The following is a 17,222-nucleotide window of genomic DNA, read 5'->3' on the forward strand; positions in this document are numbered from 1 at the left end:
CTCTCATTTTATGATCAAAAAAGGTAAGGTCAGGATACTTTTTATATGTTTAGGAAATATATGCCGATCGCCTGCGGCTCAAGGTGTTATGCAGCAGATGGTTGACGACCGGGGACTGGCTCATCGCTTCTCTATCGATTCGGCGGGAATCGGAGGGTGGCACACAGGCAACCTGCCCGATGTGCGCATGCGACGACACGGCAAGATGCGTGGCTATGATTTTTCCCACCGTGCACGGCAGTTTGACGCCGCAACCGATTTTGACGAGTTTGACCTGATTGTTACTATGGACGAGCAAAACCATCGCGACATCACGCGCATGGCTGCCGGTGATGACGACCGCAAGAAGGTGGTTCGCATGAGCGACTACCTGAAAGCGCATCCGGATGCCACCAGTGTGCCCGACCCATATTACGGGGGAGAGCAAGACTTTGAGTTGGCGCTCGACTTGATCGAGGATGGTTGTGAGAATCTTTTAAAGGAACTGGTATGTACAAACTGATTATTCTTGATTTTGACGGCACGATAGGTGACACCAACAAAATTATAACCACTACCATGCAGTCCACTCTCCGGGAATTGGGACTGCCGATGCGTTCGGCCGAGGAGTGCCGCAAAACCATCGGACTGCCCCTCAAGGGATGTTTTGAGGCTCTGATGCCCATGTCCGACAGTCAGTTGGACAGCTGTGCCGACACCTACAGGCGAATTTTCGACGAATACAACCGGACGATGAAGGTCGATGTTTTTCCCGGGGTGATGGAGAAGATCGAGCAGTGGCATGCCGATGGTGCAATCATCACGTTGGCCAGTAGTCGCGGGCACGCGTCACTCGCTGCGTTTGTAAGTCAAATGGGACTCGACCAGTATGTGTCGTATATCCTCGGTGCCGATGATGTGGAGATTGCCAAGCCCCATCCTTACCCAGTGTTGAAGACGATGCGGCATTTCGGCATCGCCCCGGAAGACACCTTGGTGGTGGGGGATATGAGTTTCGACATCCTGATGGGCAAGCGTGCCGGCTGCCACACCTGCGGGGTGACCTATGGCAATGGCACGGTGGAAGAGCTGCAAGCGGCTGGCGCCGACCAGATTTGCGATTCGTTCCTAAGTATCAGGTAGACAGATTACAGATGGGCAGCCGGGGATCATGACCGCGGCTGCCCATCTCGCAGGCTTTGCATGAAGTTTGGCAAAGCCTGCAAACCAATGACTTGTCAGTCATTGTTTGTTTTCACAATCTTTGTTTTGGGTTGTTTCTTGTTCCGCAAGTTGGTCACGGTTACCACGGCCTGGGCTAGGTTGATGAAGGCCTGTCCGGTCATGGTGTCGGTGTGGAGGGCAGCGGGCGTTCCCTCATCGCCATTCTCGCGGATGCTCTGAACGATGGGTATTTGAGCCAGCAACGGGCACCCCATCTCTTTGGCTAAGTTCTTGCAGCCGTCCTGGCCGAAGATGTAATATTTGTTGTCGGGCAATTCTTTTGGCGTGAACCATGCCATATTCTCCACAAGTCCGAGTATGGGTACATTGATTTTCTCGTTGGTATACATGTCGATGCCCTTGCGTGCATCGGCCAGTGCCACCTTTTGCGGGGTGGAGACAATGACTGCCCCCGTGATGGCCAGGGTTTGCAGGAGTGTGAGATGAATGTCGGAGGTGCCGGGAGGGGTGTCGAGAATGAAATAGTCGAGTTCGCCCCAGTGGGCATCGGCGATGAGTTGCTTCAGTGCCGATGTGGCCATGCCGCCCCTCCATACGGTGGCCGTGTCGGGATTGACGAAGAACCCGATACTCAACAGTTTTACACCGTATTTCTCGATGGGTTCGATCAGTTGGCGGTTGTCCACGTTCACGGCGTAGGGGCGCTCTTCCTCCACGCCAAACATTTTGGGTATGGAGGGTCCGAAGATGTCCGTGTCAAGCAGCCCCACCTTGTATCCCAGCTTGGCCAGGGCTATGGCGAGGTTGACCGATATGGTGCTTTTGCCCACACCACCCTTGCCGGAACTCACGGCGATGATGTTTTTCACTTGTGGAAGCAACTTTTCCACCTCCGGTCGGGGTTGGGATTTAAATTCAGTATTGATGCTCACCTCGACGTCCTTGCTCACCCGATAGTGTATGGCGGCTTCGGCAGCCTTGAGTGTGGATTTGAGAAAGGGGTCGGTGTTGCGAGGGAATATCAGCGTAAACGAGACTTTCATGCCGTTTATGCTGGGTGTGTCGGCCAGCATGCCGCTCTCGATGAGGTTCTTTTTGGTACCTGCATAGATCACGGTTGCCAGTGCTTCTTCTATTAATTTTGGATATAATGCCATATTCTTTTGTGTAACTTTGATAATTGGCAAAAATACCCAATAAATGCGGAATGAACGAATAAAAGCGTTGATAATTTCATGTAACGGTCAGAATTTATTAACTTTGTAAATCTCTGAACAACTTTATCCTTATGCAATTTCAAAGAAGAGAGAATGGAATGAAACGAACAGTTTGCAGTTTGATGCTGCTGTTCGCTGTGCTTGGCATGTTTGCTCAACAAGACTACAATGTGGTGTATGTGGGCAACAGCATCACGTATGGAGCCTTGCACAAGCATCCCGAACGCACGTCACCACCGGTGGTTTGCTCGCAATGGTTAGCTCAGCAGGATGGGGTAGGAGAATGTAACCATGTGAATATGGGCAAGAGTGGGCGCACGACGTTCAATTTTGTGCCCGTTAAAACAGGGATTAAAAACCATTGGAACGAACTGAAAAGCAAGACCGCAGATCTTGTGAACAGGTTTCCGAGGGCGCAGTTGGTGTTCTCGATTATGCTGGGAACCAACGATGCTGCTGAACGACCGGCGAACAGCAGGACTACACCTTATATGTATAAGCACAACATGGAGTTGATCGTCGACTCGCTTCTGGCTTTGTACCCTAAGGCCCACGTAGTGATTCATCGTCCCATATTTTTCTCTGCACCCTTTATAACGAAGAACGGGAGCCTGCAAAGTAAGGTGGGACAGAAAATGCTTACGGTCTATTTCAAACAGGTCAAATCTATTATCTCCCATTTCGAAGACAGGTATCCGGGGCAGGTGCATGCCGGAGATAAGGAGGCTTACAACTACTTCAAGAAGAACTATCGTACCCAGCTCGTGCACGAGCGCGGCTATCAGAACTGCGACTTTTGGCTGCATCCCAATGAGGAAGGGTCGAAAGTCTTGGCCGAATATTGGGGCAGGGGTATTGTCAAGGCACTGGGCATAGGCAGAAAATGATGGAACGTGACGACTGTGTGCACAGTCTGAAAGGGTTATACACCTTTAAAGTAAACTGTAGACACACGGACTGAAGCCCATCCGGTTGTCCCATCATAGATGTTGAACTGAAAAAAGAACAATTCATGAAGAAATATAAATTGATTTTTGCGGCTCTTTTGGCTCTCCCGTTGATGGGACAGGCCAAGGAGATTATATGGTATTCCGGCGGACATGTCACCTATTCCGTACAAAAAAATTACGGTACGGTGGTGGACAAGGCGTTGGATATGTTCGAATCGGACATGCACGCCGTGACGGGTAAGAAAGCCCAACAGAGAGACAAGGCGGCCATCGAGGTGTATCAGCTCGACCTGGCAAACAACAAAGAGATGAAGGTGCTCGACCAATATCATGTGCCTTACCATCGGTTTATTACCAAAAGCGATGCGTTTTGGATCGGAATCCGCAAGGGAAAGATTATCGTTGTTGGTAGTAATGGTCGGGGAACGGCATACGGTATTTTGGAATTGTCGCGACAGGCTGGTGTGTCTCCGTGGATCTATTGGGGGGATGTGCAGCCTGTTCGCAGGAAAAGCCTGAGCATCGACAGTAATTTTGAAACCCTGCAGAGCCCCTCGGTGGAATACCGAGGCGTGTTTATCAACGATGAAGACTGGACGAACCGTGTCTGGGCGGCCAGGAAATTGGACACGCATCACAGGTCGGGGACGATGGGACCTCGGTATTATCGTAAGGTCTTCGAGTTGTTGCTACGCCTTCGAGGCAACGCTTTGTGGCCGGCCATGCACGCCGGTACGACAGCTTTCTTCAAGGTTAGGGGCAACAAGGAGGTGGCCGACTCCTTTGACATCTGTATAGGGTCGTCGCATTGTGAGCCTATTCTTCGCAACAATGTGGACGAATGGGACTCTAAAAAGCGTGGAGCGTACAACTTTATCAGCAACCGCAAGTCGGTAGAGGATTATTGGCGTGAGCGCGCCAAGGAAACGGCAGGGATGGACGCCCTGTACACTATTGGTATGCGTGGTATTCATGATGGGTCGATGGAGGGGGTGAAGACCATGGAGGAAAAAGTGGCCGGACTTCAGGCTGTTATTGATTTCCAGCGCAAACTCCTGGCTCAGGAGGTGAACAAGGACATCACAAAGGTGCCCCAGGTGTTTGTTCCCTATAAGGAAGTGCTCGAAATCTATGAGGCAGGACTCCGTGTGCCGGACGATGTCTGCCTGATGTGGTGTGACGACAACTATGGTTACATGACGCGTTTGTCGGATGAGATTCAGCAGCAGCGTAGGGGAGGGGCCGGCGTTTACTATCACCTGAGCTATTGGGGTAGGCCACATGATTACCTGTGGCTTACGACCACACAACCGGGTTTGATCTATAACGAGATGAAGCAGGCCTATGACCATCATGCACGGAGGCTGTGGATCGCCAATGTTCACGACCCGAAGGTGGCCGCCTACGACCTCAGTCTCTTTATGGATATGGCATGGAATATCAATAGTGTGGGTCCCAATACCCTGCAGAAACATTTGCAAGACTGGCTCATACAGCAGTTTGGCGAGGTTGCGGGTAAACAACTGACCAAGCCGATGACGCGTTTTTACCAACTATGCGCTGTCCGACGCCCGGAGTTTATGGGTTGGAACCAGGTGGAACTTGAACATAAAAAATACAAGCGGGGATGGTCGCCTATACAAGACACCGAGTTTAATGCGGAGGAGTTTGGCAACGAATTGGAGCGTTATCTGGCAGACTATGCGGAGGTGAAGCGGCAAATCGATCAGGTGGAGAAGCTGATTCGCCCGGAACTGAAAGATGCTTTCTTCGCGGCTATCAAGTATCCGGTGTATGGAGCAGCGGCCATGGCCACCAAACATTTACAAGCCCAGGAGGCTCGTCATATCGGTAAACCCTCGAGTTTTCACAATGATGATGAGGCTTTGGAGTCGGCTGTGAGGAGTTGGAAAGCCTACACCGAAATCAAGGAACTGACCGAACATTACAACAAGAGGATGGCTCATGGCAAGTGGGACGGCAATATGCACATGGCTCCCCGCGACTTATATGTCTTCGGTCCCCCGTTTCTTCCGGGAAAACTGACTGCTTCGGAAATCGAGAAATACGGTGGTGCAAGGCCTGTGCCTTCCAAGATGGAGAGCGGGGAATGTGTCGTAAGAAATGCGTGTGACTACAGCAGGGCCAGTCAGGGGGCCTATACCGTGGAAATGCTCGGTCACTCCATGAAGGCCGTTGCGCTTCCCAAAGGTGGCAGCCTGACCTATCAATTCTATGCCAAGGGTGGTGAGGCCAACCTTTACACGGCTTTAATACCCACCCAGGCCAACGATAAGGGTGATATTCGCTATTCGATCAGCATTGACGGAGGTACGCCAGTTGTCTATTCTCTGAAGGAAAAGTTCCGTTCCGAAAGATGGAAACTTAACGTGTTGCGTGGTCAAACCATACGCTGTGAGGAGGTCAACTTGTCGTCTGGAACGCATACGCTGGAGATCAAGGCGCTCGATGCGCATATCGTCGTGGATCAATGGATGATCGATTATGACAAGAACCGCCGCTTCTATATGTTTCCGATAGCTCCGGCTCTGTAGGTTGGACATCTTCCTACGGGCTTGTCTGAACAGGCAATCCCCTGACGAAATGCATGGTTTCGTCAGGGGATTGCTGTTAAAAATGTAGGGTTGGTGGAGTCCTAAAACTCACTGGTGAAGTGGAACTTGATTCCTTTAAAATCTTGTTGAGCCATGCTCAGCATATATCCGGAGTCGGCCAGGAACACGTCGCGGTCTTCAATGTCCTTGGCAATGTACTGATATTTGCGCTTCTTGAAGTTCTCAAGATCCTCCGCAGAGTCAGCTTCGATCCAGCAAGCCTTGTAGAGATGCACCGGTTCCCAGCGGCATTTCGCATTGTATTCATGCTCCAGCCTGTATTGAATAACTTCGAATTGCAGTTGTCCCACCGTGCCAACGATGCGGCGTCCGTTGAACTGGTTGACAAACAACTGTGCCACGCCCTCGTTCATGAGCTGCTCCAATCCCTTGAAAAACTGCTTGGACTTCATGGGATCCTCGTTCTCGATGTATTTGAAAAGCTCCGGTGAAAACGAAGGAAGGCCGCGGAAGTGCAGATCTTCGCCTTCGGTGAGCGTGTCTCCAATTTTAAAAATACCGGTGTCGGGCAGTCCTATGATGTCCCCGGGATAAGCTGTGTCCACTGTGCTCTTGCGTTGAGCCATGAATTGCGTGGGCGAAGAGAAGCGCACAGTCTTGTCCAAGCGGATGTGTCTGTAAGGCTGGTTGCGTACAAATTTGCCCGAACACACCTTGCAAAAGGCGATGCAACTGCGGTGGTTGGGGTCGATATTGGCCGTAATCTTGAAGACAAAGCCGGTGAACTTCGGCTCTGACGGCTCCACCATACGCTCTTCAGCCTGAGTGGGTTGGGGACTGGGGGCTATCTCAACGAAGCAGTCGAGTAGTTCCTGGACACCAAAATTGTTGAGCGCCGAACCGAAAAACACAGGTGCTGTGGTGCCAGCGAGATACTCTTTCACGTCAAATTCAGGGTACACCCCGTCTATTAGCTCAAGATCTTCACGCAACTGGGAGGCTCCACTCTCGCCTACATGTTTGGGCAGGTCGTTCGAATTGATGTCCGTTTCCACCTTTTCCGAAACACGTTGCTTGTTGGGCGTGAAGAGGTTGAGTTGTTGCTCGTAGATGTTATAGACACCCTTGAACTTCTGTCCTTGCCCGATTGGCCACGAGAGTGGGCGTACATGGATTTGCAGTTCCTGCTCCAATTCGTCAAGAACGTCAAAGGGGTCGCGTCCCTCACGGTCCATCTTGTTAATGAAAATAATAACGGGCGTATTCCTCATCCGACACACCTCCATGAGCTTTCGTGTTTGCATCTCCACGCCTTTGGCCGAGTCTACCACGATGATAACGGAGTCTACGGCTGTCAATGTGCGGTAAGTGTCTTCTGCAAAGTCCTGGTGTCCGGGGGTGTCGAGGATGTTAATTTTATACGGTTTGCCTTCGTGGCCCTCCGGCAGATAGTCGAATTCCATGACCGATGTGGTTACCGAGATGCCACGTTGCTTCTCGATGTCCATCCAGTCTGATGTTGCTGTTTTCCTGATTTTATTGCTTTTCACAGCTCCGGCCACTTGAATTTGCCCACCAAAGAGTAGGAATTTCTCCGTCAGTGTGGTTTTTCCGGCGTCCGGGTGCGATATAATGGCGAATGTTCGCCTGCGGTTTGTTTCGTTCATTTTTATTTAAGAAGTATTCCTCAAGAATCGTTAATCACCGAAGTCCAGCCCTTCGTCTCGGTTCTTGACATAATAATCGCTTAACATTCCAATCAAGGTTGTTATTTCTTTCACGGCCCGACTGGTGTCGTCCGAAATGTCCTTTTGCTGCAGTTTGAGCAGAATGACACCGTAGAGGGCGTTGAAACAGGTCTCGATCTCGTTGATATCCTTGTCGCCTTTGTTGCGCAATTCCACGATAAACGGCAGAACCTTGTAGTATTCGGCATGATAAAACGGGAACTTGGAAGAGGCCAGCAGCTGGTTGTGAAGGTCGGCCAGGTCCTGCAAAACAATCTTATTGATTTGCAAATGCCCGTTCTCCCTGCGCCCTTCTTCGTTCATCATGCGGATGAGGCTGCCAAACCAGTCGGTCTCTTCTTCCTTTTGTTCGTCGGTATATTCAAACTTGCTGATATACTCATTGCGAATCTTTGACAGCGAAAGGCCGTATGCGCGGATCAAATCCTCCATCTGCCACATGTAGAGCAGGTATTCTGCGATGGATGTCTTGCGTAATTCTTTTGCTACAAACATAATTCTGGTAGTGTTTTATACCCGTGCTTCCTCTGTTGTTTATTCTGGCTGACACCAGCCTGTTTTGTTTTGGAGTGCTAATATTGAATGGTATAGAGGTTGAACACCGTACCGATGAGCACAACCAAAGAGAATAATATCACGACCGAACCAATAATCTTGTTGATCATTTGGATACCATTCTCATCAAATTTATTATGCACTTTGTCCACCAGCCATGTCAGTCCATACCACCAAACCAATGCGCCGGCCACGATACTGGCATATCCCAAGGTCATCTCCACGGGATGATTGGGGATAACAAAGGCAAACTGGGCGAACGATGCCATAAACAAAAAGATGATCAGGGGGTTTGAAAACGTCACCAAGAAGGCTGTGATGCCATTGTGAATAAGCGACCCCTTGCCATTTTTGCTGCTTGGATGTATGTTGCTTTTGGGCTTGCTTTTCCAGCAATACAGGCCAAAGACCAACAGAACCACGCTGCCACTGATCTGCAACCAGAACTTATTGGTGGGGTTGGTGATGAGGTCCATGACAAAACTCATGCCCAAGCCCGTAATCATGGCATAGATAATGTCGCTCACGCTGGCTCCCACACCGGTTACAAAGCCATACCACCGCCCTTTGTTCAAGGTGCGCCGGATGCACAGCACGCCCACGGGTCCCATCGGGGCAGATGCAATAATCCCAATGAGCATCCCCTTGAGGATGAGTTCCATGATGTCTATTTGAATCGGAAACGGCATAATATTGCTTGCAAAGTTACAAAAAACCTTTGTAACTTGCATCTTTATAAGAATAAAATATGCTTATGCCGCTACGAATTCAACGTTGTTCCCGGGCATTTGGAAATGCGAATCTTTGTCCCTCGAAGCGTTACCTTGATGGTTTTTCTGGCTGCAATCTTGGCCTTTCGGGCCATCGTGCCGTGGTTGGTTATGGCCTTGATGACTGCTTTGGTTTTCTTGATGGCCGTGATGCAGATCGTGGTCGGGTCGGCTTTATCCTGCACGGCCACGATGTTGTCGCCCGTGAGGAAGAATTTCAGGGTGTTGCCCACCGAGTGGTTCTGCTCCATGGCGAAGGTTGCGGTGGCCTTGCCGTTGCTGATTTGGGTCGGAACGGTGAACACCGGAGCGCCTGCCGGACAGGCCACGTCGTGCAGCGTGCACGATCCAACACCCGCAAAGTTGGACAGGAGCAGGTGATGTGTGCCGTCGGGATCGGGCGCAATGACGCCGTTCCAGCCCTCGGGCACGGCATGCCCCAGCACGATGAGTTGTCGCGCCATGGCTTGCGTGGTGAGCGCATCGATGTTGCTGTAGTAGACGATGCTACGCCTGTCCACTACCTCGCCGCTTTCATAATTCCGGCTTTGGTCACTATAGGACGGATAAACTTTCGACGTCATCACAGAGTTGTTGTTCGCTTTGTCGCCAAAGCCAATCTGCTTGGCATCGCCAACAACGATGCCCATGGCGTTGTCAATGTTCACATAGTTGCCCTTTAGCTTGACAAACCTGCTGCCATCGAGCTGCGTATGCGTACCATTATAATATAAGGTGCGCTTGGTTTTGGTCAGTTCGTCCGTGCTGATGGCCATCAATCCACCTTTTTCTTTCACAATCTCGGCGTCGATGTTGGCCCTCACATAGTCGAGATACACCACGGCATTGCCCGTGGTGGAGTAGATGGCAAAGCGGTTGTTGAGCGCAGAGTCGTTGGTGTTGAGTTCCCCGTTCATGGTGTAACTGTTGCCGCGCAGGTCGTAGAGTCCGCTCACCACAGGCACGGCGTTGGTTTTCCTGCCTTTCACCTCATAGCTTCCGATAAAATTCCCGGTGTTGCCTTCGCGATAGGGCACGATAATCTTGTTGCGATCCGGACTATTGGCTGCGATATATCCCGTGTAGCTGTGCTTGCCCTTGCTCCATGAGAAGCAGGTGAAGCGGTCTTTTGTCGCCGCGCGCACCACATTCTGCGAGCGAAACAGCTTGGCTTCGGCATACCGCTTGTTGAAGTCCTCCCATGCAGTGGGGTTGAGTTTGTCGGTAGGCATGGCCTCGTGCATGAGCCATGTCATCATCACCCGATGAGCCTGCACACCCATACGACGTGCTCCCACGTCGGGCCGGAGCAGCCACGAGCCGTCTGACGTGGTGGTCTGGCGAGCCTTAATCATCTTGTAGGCCATGTTTTCCAGCATCAGCGCATCGGCATCTCGCAGGAAGCAGGCATTGGTGGTGTACGAGGTTATCTGGTCATACAGAAACAAACTCCAGTCGTTGCCGTTGGGCATGGCCAGTTCGCCGTCGGCCAGGGCGAGCCACTTCAGCACGTCGTTCATCACGCGATCGTTGTTGTGCATTAGGGCATTGGTCTTCCATCGCTCCGCGCCGTGAATGCCCTGCTGGAAGAGTCTGAGTGCCAGTGCGGCCTCGCCGAGTTCCTGAATCACCACATTCTGGTAGCTGGTGTGGAAGAAGTCGTGGTTGCGGAGCGTGAAGTCGTCGTACAGGTTTTGCCCCACATAGTAGTCGGCAATGGTTTTTGTGTCGTAGTCGGGGTCGATCACAGTGCTGTCGTTGGCATCGTCTTTCTGCGAATGGCTGTTGATGGCGAATGCGCGCAGGCGGTCGAACCACTGCGGTGCCAGCGTGTCGTCGGGAAAAAGACCGAGTGTGGCAGCCAGCACACAAGCTTCCCAGCCGTTTTCCTCGGCCTTGGTGTCGCCTTCGAAACCGGTGGGAATGGTTCGCTCCAACTCGTAGTTGCACTCCGCCTTCAGCATAGTCCTGATGTATCCCTTCTGTGCTGCACTCAACTTGTGCCATTGGAAGAAGGCTGAATAGGCCACCGACATTGCCCAGAGCGAACTTTCCCAGACGTGGTCGGCAACGGAGACCGACCCCCAATACTTGTTGTCGCCGCACGCCTTGAGCTTGTTGGCTTTGTGGGTGGAGTAGGAATAGACGAGCGATTTCATGGCCATCGACTCCACGTCGGCCCAGGTCACGCCCGCAGGCAGCGTCACCTTACCCGGTCCGTGCTTGGCCAGAAACGCGCAGACCATTGACAAGTCGGCAATGGGACGCACGCCGCGTTCGCCGCTGCCCATGGTGTTCTCGCTGCGAAACGCACCGCAGGCTTCACCTACACGGTTTGTGCCTGCGTCGGGCAGGAAGTTGTTTTTCACATAGGTCATGAAGTTGGCCAGCATCTGTAGCAGGTCGGCTTTCATAGCATCTTCGCCCACGAACTCGCCGGTCACCGTGCCTTCGGTGGGACTGGGCAGGTCGACTTCGGTCGGATTGCCATGGATTGCCGTTGCCGGCACCAGCGTCATGGCCGGAATGGTGTCGTGACCTTGGCGAGGCAGGGCACGCGTTGACAAGGTGGCAAGCCAAACGGCCACGGTAAGGAACAGGTATGTTGAGTTCTTTATCATGCAATGGGGGAGAACAGGAGTAAATAACGCTATTCGGCCGAGAAGTCGGCCACCATCTGCCTGTAGGTTCTGTAGAGTCGGTTTTTGGTGATATAGCCTTTCAGGCGGTTGTTGATGTCGACCACGGGCAGAATTTCTGCGTTGGTCTTGTCAAATTTTGTCATCACCTCGTCCATGGGTTCGTTGTCGAAGAGAATCGTCGGCACGGGTGACATGAGCTGGTTGACGTGGAATCGGTGGTAGAGTTCGGGTCGGAAAACGAGGTGCCTGATTTTGTTAATGTCTATCATTCCGAGCAGCCGCTTGTCATCGTCGACCACAGGAATGAGCATATTGCTGCTGCTGGAGAGTACGTTGATGAGCCGGCCCATGGTCATGTCAGGCGGCACGCAGGTCACTTCCTTCTCGATAACCGAGTCCATGCTCATCAGCGTGAGCACGCTCCGGTCGGTGTGGTGGGTGAGCAGCCGCCCCTGTCGTGCAAGTCGCATGGCATAGATGCCGTGGGGTTCGAAGATGCTGATCACCATGACGCTGACCACCGAGACGATGATCAGGGGTACAAAGAGGGCATACCCACCGGTGATTTCGGCAATGAGGAATATGCCGGTGAGCGGGGCATGCATCACCCCCGACATCACGCCGGCCATGCCCAGCAGTGTGAAGTTCTTTTCGGGCAGGTAGACGCCAAACTGCTCCTGGTTCCATAGGCGGGCAAACAGGAAGCCGGCAAAACTGCCAACAAACAGCGAGGGGGCAAATGTACCGCCGCAACCGCCGGCTCCGTTGGTCGACGAGGTGGCAATAATCTTGGTGAGCATCACCAAGGCAATATAGACAAGCAGCAACTCCGGGTGGCCGTAGAACAGCGATCCGTTCATCACCTGGCTCCAGTCGGCCTCGGTTTTTCCTTCCATGAAGATGGAGATCGAGTTGTAGCCCTCGCCATAGAGCGAGGGGAAGAGGAAGATGAGCGAACTCAGCACCAGTCCGCCGATGAACAGCTTGTTGTACGGGCGCTTCTTCATCTGGGCAAACTTGTCCTCGCAGAAGGTCATCATGCGTATGAAGTATAGGCTCATCAGTCCGCAGAAAACGCCCAGGAGTATGGTGCCGGGCACGCGATCCACGCTCCAGGCACTGTCCAACTGAAAGGAGAACAGGGCGGAGGAGCCGTTGAATAGGTATGAGAAAATGTGCGCCGTGATGCTGGCAATGAGTATCGGGACGAGCGAACCCATGGTGAGGTCGATCATGAGCACCTCGAGCGTGAACACCAACCCGGCGATGGGAGCCTGGAATATTCCGGCAATGGCTGCCGCTGCGCCGCAGCCCACGAGCACCATGACCGTGCGGCGATTCAGCTTAAAGAGCCGACCCAGGTTGGAACCGATGGCCGACCCGGTGAGCACGATCGGAGCCTCGGCTCCCACCGACCCTCCGCAACCAATGGTAATGGCCGATGCCACCAGCGAAGTCCACGTGTTGTGAACGCGGATGAGCGAGTTCTTGGTGGATATGGCGTAGAGCACGCGTGTGATGCCGTGCGAAATGTTGTCGCGCACGACATATTTGATAAAGAGCGATGTGAGATAGATGCCCACAACCGGAACGACAAGATAGAGCCAGTTGACTTGCTCGACGAAGGCTCCGTGGGTGATGAGGCGCTGGATGAGGTGTATCAGTGCGTGAAGCAAATATGCCGCCACCGCCGCCAATATGCCAATGATAAAGGCGAGGATGCAGGTCATCTGCTTGTCGGTCAGATTCCGGTTGGTCCAGACTATAAGTTTTCTAATCACGTTGTCGTTGTTGGTCTAAAGTCGCTACGTGGGGTTACCGGATGACGGTAACTTCGCCCGACGGGCCAAGCTTGATGATGGAGCTTGGGGTATGGGGCTTGTGCTCGTTGCGGCGCGAATAGCAAACATAGTCCACACTGTTGAGCAACTCCTCCGAGATATCCTTGTAGTTTTGTGCGGGCGGCTCGCCGCTGATGTTTGCGCTGGTGCTCACCAAGGCTTTCTGGAAACGGTAGCACAACTCCTTGGAAAAAGGCTCACTCGTGATGCGTAGGGCAATGCTTCCGTCTTCTGCAATGAGGTTGGGAGCCAGGTTCACGGCTCCGTCGAGAATCACGGTGGTGGGCTTGTCGGCAACGTCCAGCAGGTCCCACGCTATGGCCGGCACGTTGCGCACATAGCGCTGCAGGCGTGCATCCGAATCGACCAAGCATATGAGTGCCTTGGAATCGTCGCGCTTCTTAATCCTATATACTTTTGCCACTGCCTCTGTATTCGTGGCATCACAGCCAATGCCCCATACGGTGTCGGTGGGGTACAGAATAACGCCGCCTTGCTTCAATACTTCGACGGCATTTTTAATATCTTCTTCCCGTGTCATCTCTTTACTAAATATACGCAAAGATAATCATTCTTTCGATTCCTCCAAAATCTTTGCCGTGTTTTTTGCATGGAGCAACCCTGTCGAATGGGGTGTAAGGTTTGCGAAGTGTCAAAAAAACTTCACTTTTTCGGGATGTCGAATTTTCTTTGCTCCAGAAAATAATGCGCCATGTTTTCTTGGGAAAAACTCGGTTTTAAAACGATATAAGCCACAAGGTGCCGCCGTTGAACCCTAATGGCCATGCGAGAACGGCCTCGTGGCGGGGCGACAAAGCTTTAGTCGGGTTGCGATTGGGGCTCTTTCACCTGGCGATCAGGCCTTGATGGCAGGGCAAAAAAGCGTTGGCTGAGAGACGGAAAAGCGGTGGCGAGTATAAGTTTCTGAAAAACAGACGGATATAAAATAGCGTCAAATTTCGCGTATTTGGCTCGACCGATCATTTGTTTTGAAATACGCGAAATTTGGAGAAGGTTTTGTCAGGATGTTTCAAACGAATGAGGCAGACGACGGGGACAGTCCGCAGCGGTATGAAAAAACGGTCTGTACACATTCCCTGACGGGGTTGTGTGCAGACCGTGTTGGTGTTACGGCTCATGGCCGTGGTGTCGGCGAGTGCGCCTGAACCTCTCCTTAAGCTGGTTGCTGGGTTCCGGTTTTAAAGCTTAGCTCGTCTTTTCCCGGAACCTTTCCAATCGAGATGGTGTCTCCCGGTTTAACCTTTCCGGAGAGGATGCGCTCGCAAATGCCGTCCTCAATATAGGTTTGGATGGCTCGTTTCAACGGGCGGGCACCAAACTGAATATCGTAGCCCTTGGTGGCCACAAACTCTTTGGCCTTGTCTGTGAGCTGAACCGTGTAGCCCAAATCGCCGATGCGCTTGTAGAGTCCGCGGAGTTCGATGTCGATGATCTTCTTGATGGCATCCAGTCCGAGCTGGTCGAAGGTGATGATCTCGTCCAAGCGGTTGAGGAACTCGGGCGAGAACTGCTTGCTCAGACTCTTTTGGATAATCGAGCGTGCATATTCCTTGTCCTTTTCGTCCATGTTGGTGGCATTGGATATGCCGCCGGCATTGAATCCCACGCCTCGGCTGAACTCCTTGAGTTGGCGTGTTCCGGCATTCGAAGTCATAACGATAACGGTGTTGCGGAAGTCCACGGTGCGGCCATTGCCGTCGGTCAGCCTACCTTCGTCGAGCGCCTGGAGCAACAGGTTGAAAATGTTGCCGTGTGCCTTCTCAATCTCATCGAGCAGCACGATGGAGTAGGGGTGTCGGCGCACCTGCTCGGTGAGCTGTCCGCCCTCCTCGTAGCCCACGTATCCCGGAGGGGCTCCAATGAGTCGCGAGGCGTTGAAGCCTTCGGTGTATTCGCTCATGTCGATGCGTATCAAGGCATCTTCTGATCCGAACATGACTTCTGCAAGTTTTTTGGTGAGGTATGTTTTTCCCACACCGGTCGGGCCAAGCAACATGAATGCACCGATGGGGCGGTTGGGCGCTTTCAGTCCGATGCGGTTGCGCTGGATGGCCTTGACCATCTTGTCGATGGCCTGGTCTTGTCCGATCACGCTCTCCTTGAGTGTGCTTCCCATGTTTCTAAGTCGCTCTCCCTCGGCCTCGGCCATGCGCTGTACGGGCACACCCGTCATCATGGAGACCACATCGGCCACTTCTTTGTCGGTCACGGTCTGTCTCGACTCGGCATCGCCCTGCTGCCATCGGCGCTGCATGTCGTCAAGTTCCTGCTCCAGCTTGGTTTGCTTGTCGCGGAACCCTGCAGCCAGTTCAAAGTTCTGGTTGCTCACGGCCTGCTGTTTTTTCACCTTCACTTCCTCGATTTGCTTCTCCATGTCGGTGATTTCCTGTGGCACTTCTGCGTGTTGCAGGTGCACGCGAGACCCCACCTCGTCGAGCGCATCGATGGCTTTGTCGGGGAAGAACCGGTCGGTGATATATCGTTCGGTGAGCTTGACGCAGGCCTTGAGGGCCTCGTCGGTATAGTCTACGTGGTGATGTTCTTCGTATCGCTCCTTGATATTCTGCAGAATACGAAGGGTTTGCTCGCTTGTCGTGGGCTCTACCAGCACCTTTTGGAAGCGCCGTTCCAGTGCGCCGTCTTTCTCGATGGAGTTGCGAAACTCATCCAGGGTGGTGGCTCCGATGCACTGGATGGTGCCGCGGGCCAAGGCCGGCTTCATGATGTTGGCTGCATCCATGCTGCCCGGAGTGGAGCCTGCGCCGATCAGTGTGTGTATCTCGTCGATAAAGACAATGATGTCGGGGTTTTGCTCTAACTCTTTCAGCAGCGCCCGAATGCGCTCCTCAAACTGGCCTCTGTACTTGGTTCCTGCCACAATGGCGGTCATGTCGAGGCTCACCACGCGGCGATTGAAGAGCACGGGGGATGTGAGGCGTTTCGAGATGAGCTGTGCCAGTCCCTCCACGATGGCACTTTTGCCGACTCCGGGTTCACCTATTAATATAGGGTTGTTCTTCTTGCGTCGGCATAGAATTTCGGTTACGCGCTGGATTTCCTTTTCGCGACCCACGACCGGATCGAGTTTTCCTTCGGTCGCCGCACGTGTGAGGTCGGTCGAGAAGTTGTCGAGGAAGGGGGTGTCGCTCTTGCCTTGTGGCTGTGCGGAGGTGCGGGCGAGTCGCACGTTCCCACCTTTGCCGCTGAACGGCGTGTGTTCTTCAAGCTCTTCCTCGTCCTCATCGGGCAGTCCCAGACCGTCGGTCATGGGCTTTTTCTGTAAATGCTGAATGGCTTTCGCGTAGTCCAAGTTGTTGTCCTCCAACACCTCCTTGGCGCCGTTGCTCACTTGGTCGTGGAGGATGGCGAGCAACAAGTGCTGTACATCTACGATTTGGGTGTGCTGAATGCGCGCCTCGAGAACGGCCAACTTCAAGATATTGTTGGCTTTGTCGTTGAGGACGACTTCGCTTGGATGTATCGGTGTGGCACCCTGGTCGGTGCGCACGCGCTCTTCCAATGCGTATTTAATATGTGAAATATCGAGTTCCAAACGGTTGAGGAGGTCTGTCACCGGGCCGCCTTTCTCCCTGAGGATACCGAGCAGGAGATGCTCCGGCCCAACAAAACTGCTGGCCAGACGAGTTGCCTCCTCTCTGCTGAAAGCAAGTATTTCTGATACTTTGGGTGAAAATTGACTGGTCATGTTTTATCCTTTCTGGGTTTTATCCTATTGAA

The 17,222-nt window shown here is 52.7% G+C and carries 12 protein-coding genes; 4 read left to right on the top strand and 8 right to left on the bottom strand.

Annotation, left to right across the window (positions count from 1 at the left end):
• Nucleotides 1–10: 10 nt before the first annotated feature.
• Both HMPREF0645_RS00390 and HMPREF0645_RS00395 read left to right on the top strand, forming a co-directional pair.
• On the top strand, nt 11–502 hold the full coding sequence (locus HMPREF0645_RS00390) for a low molecular weight protein-tyrosine-phosphatase (RefSeq protein WP_007172794.1): 492 nt from the start codon (nt 11–13) through the stop codon (nt 500–502).
• Nucleotides 490–1,122: an HAD family hydrolase gene (locus tag HMPREF0645_RS00395; RefSeq protein ID WP_007172795.1), complete on the top strand. Its 633-nt coding sequence runs from the start codon at nt 490–492 to the stop codon at nt 1,120–1,122. The genes HMPREF0645_RS00390 and HMPREF0645_RS00395 overlap by 13 nt, the downstream gene beginning before the upstream one ends.
• A gap of 95 nt (nt 1,123–1,217) precedes the next feature.
• Here the strand turns inward: HMPREF0645_RS00395 and HMPREF0645_RS00400 are convergent, their stop codons facing one another.
• Entirely contained in the window at nt 1,218–2,321 is a 1,104-nt protein-coding gene (locus HMPREF0645_RS00400) for an Mrp/NBP35 family ATP-binding protein (protein ID WP_007172796.1), read from the bottom strand.
• A gap of 158 nt (nt 2,322–2,479) precedes the next feature.
• On the opposite strand from HMPREF0645_RS00400, the gene HMPREF0645_RS00405 reads away from it, so the two are divergent.
• Complete coding sequence (locus HMPREF0645_RS00405; protein WP_169305442.1) at nt 2,480–3,268, top strand: GDSL-type esterase/lipase family protein; 789 nt, start codon at nt 2,480–2,482, stop codon at nt 3,266–3,268.
• A 125-nt stretch (nt 3,269–3,393) separates the two neighbouring features.
• Nucleotides 3,394–5,886: a glycosyl hydrolase 115 family protein gene (locus HMPREF0645_RS00410; RefSeq protein WP_007172798.1), complete on the top strand. Its 2,493-nt coding sequence runs from the start codon at nt 3,394–3,396 to the stop codon at nt 5,884–5,886.
• Nucleotides 5,887–5,987: 101 nt separating this feature from the next.
• Here HMPREF0645_RS00410 and HMPREF0645_RS00415 read toward each other — a convergent pair whose 3' ends face one another.
• From HMPREF0645_RS00415 to HMPREF0645_RS00445, 7 genes are all read right to left on the bottom strand, one after another.
• Complete coding sequence (locus HMPREF0645_RS00415) at nt 5,988–7,574, bottom strand: peptide chain release factor 3 (protein ID WP_007172799.1); 1,587 nt, start codon at nt 7,572–7,574, stop codon at nt 5,988–5,990.
• Between the two features lie 30 nt (nt 7,575–7,604).
• The gene (locus HMPREF0645_RS00420; RefSeq protein ID WP_007172800.1) at nt 7,605–8,150 is read right to left on the bottom strand and encodes a DUF4924 family protein; all 546 of its coding nucleotides are present in this window, start codon (nt 8,148–8,150) and stop codon (nt 7,605–7,607) included.
• Nucleotides 8,151–8,227: 77 nt separating this feature from the next.
• A complete protein-coding gene (locus HMPREF0645_RS00425) occupies nt 8,228–8,899 on the bottom strand; it encodes a LysE family translocator (RefSeq protein WP_044123098.1) in 672 nt (223 codons plus the stop codon).
• A 71-nt stretch (nt 8,900–8,970) separates the two neighbouring features.
• Nucleotides 8,971–11,601, bottom strand: a complete 2,631-nt coding sequence (locus tag HMPREF0645_RS00430; RefSeq protein WP_007172802.1) for a hypothetical protein — start codon at nt 11,599–11,601, stop codon at nt 8,971–8,973.
• 29 nt (nt 11,602–11,630) lie between these two features.
• On the bottom strand, nt 11,631–13,352 hold the full coding sequence (locus HMPREF0645_RS00435) for a chloride channel protein (RefSeq protein ID WP_083793787.1): 1,722 nt from the start codon (nt 13,350–13,352) through the stop codon (nt 11,631–11,633).
• Nucleotides 13,353–13,437: 85 nt separating this feature from the next.
• A complete protein-coding gene (locus HMPREF0645_RS00440) occupies nt 13,438–14,004 on the bottom strand; it encodes an L-threonylcarbamoyladenylate synthase (RefSeq protein ID WP_007172804.1) in 567 nt (188 codons plus the stop codon).
• Between the two features lie 633 nt (nt 14,005–14,637).
• The gene (locus tag HMPREF0645_RS00445) at nt 14,638–17,190 is read right to left on the bottom strand and encodes an ATP-dependent Clp protease ATP-binding subunit (protein ID WP_007172805.1); all 2,553 of its coding nucleotides are present in this window, start codon (nt 17,188–17,190) and stop codon (nt 14,638–14,640) included.
• Between the last annotated feature and the right edge of the window lie 32 nt (nt 17,191–17,222).

Source organism: Hallella bergensis DSM 17361, assembly GCF_000160535.1.
GTDB lineage: Bacteria > Bacteroidota > Bacteroidia > Bacteroidales > Bacteroidaceae > Prevotella > Prevotella bergensis.

Excerpts from the sequence above, each read along its gene's own strand:
- HMPREF0645_RS00440 (WP_007172804.1), bottom strand. The coding sequence starts at position 14,004 with ATGACACGGGAAGAAGATATTAAAAATGCCGTCGAAGTATTGAAGCAA.
- HMPREF0645_RS00415 (WP_007172799.1), bottom strand. The coding sequence starts at position 7,574 with ATGAACGAAACAAACCGCAGGCGAACATTCGCCATTATATCGCACCCG.
- HMPREF0645_RS00400 (WP_007172796.1), bottom strand. The coding sequence starts at position 2,321 with ATGGCATTATATCCAAAATTAATAGAAGAAGCACTGGCAACCGTGATC.
- HMPREF0645_RS00430 (WP_007172802.1), bottom strand. The coding sequence starts at position 11,601 with ATGATAAAGAACTCAACATACCTGTTCCTTACCGTGGCCGTTTGGCTT.
- HMPREF0645_RS00445 (WP_007172805.1), bottom strand. The coding sequence starts at position 17,190 with ATGACCAGTCAATTTTCACCCAAAGTATCAGAAATACTTGCTTTCAGC.
- HMPREF0645_RS00395 (WP_007172795.1), top strand. The coding sequence starts at position 490 with ATGTACAAACTGATTATTCTTGATTTTGACGGCACGATAGGTGACACC.
- HMPREF0645_RS00420 (WP_007172800.1), bottom strand. The coding sequence starts at position 8,150 with ATGTTTGTAGCAAAAGAATTACGCAAGACATCCATCGCAGAATACCTG.
- HMPREF0645_RS00425 (WP_044123098.1), bottom strand. The coding sequence starts at position 8,899 with ATGCCGTTTCCGATTCAAATAGACATCATGGAACTCATCCTCAAGGGG.
- HMPREF0645_RS00405 (WP_169305442.1), top strand. The coding sequence starts at position 2,480 with ATGAAACGAACAGTTTGCAGTTTGATGCTGCTGTTCGCTGTGCTTGGC.
- HMPREF0645_RS00390 (WP_007172794.1), top strand. The coding sequence starts at position 11 with ATGATCAAAAAAGGTAAGGTCAGGATACTTTTTATATGTTTAGGAAAT.
- HMPREF0645_RS00435 (WP_083793787.1), bottom strand. The coding sequence starts at position 13,352 with ATGACCTGCATCCTCGCCTTTATCATTGGCATATTGGCGGCGGTGGCG.
- HMPREF0645_RS00410 (WP_007172798.1), top strand. The coding sequence starts at position 3,394 with ATGAAGAAATATAAATTGATTTTTGCGGCTCTTTTGGCTCTCCCGTTG.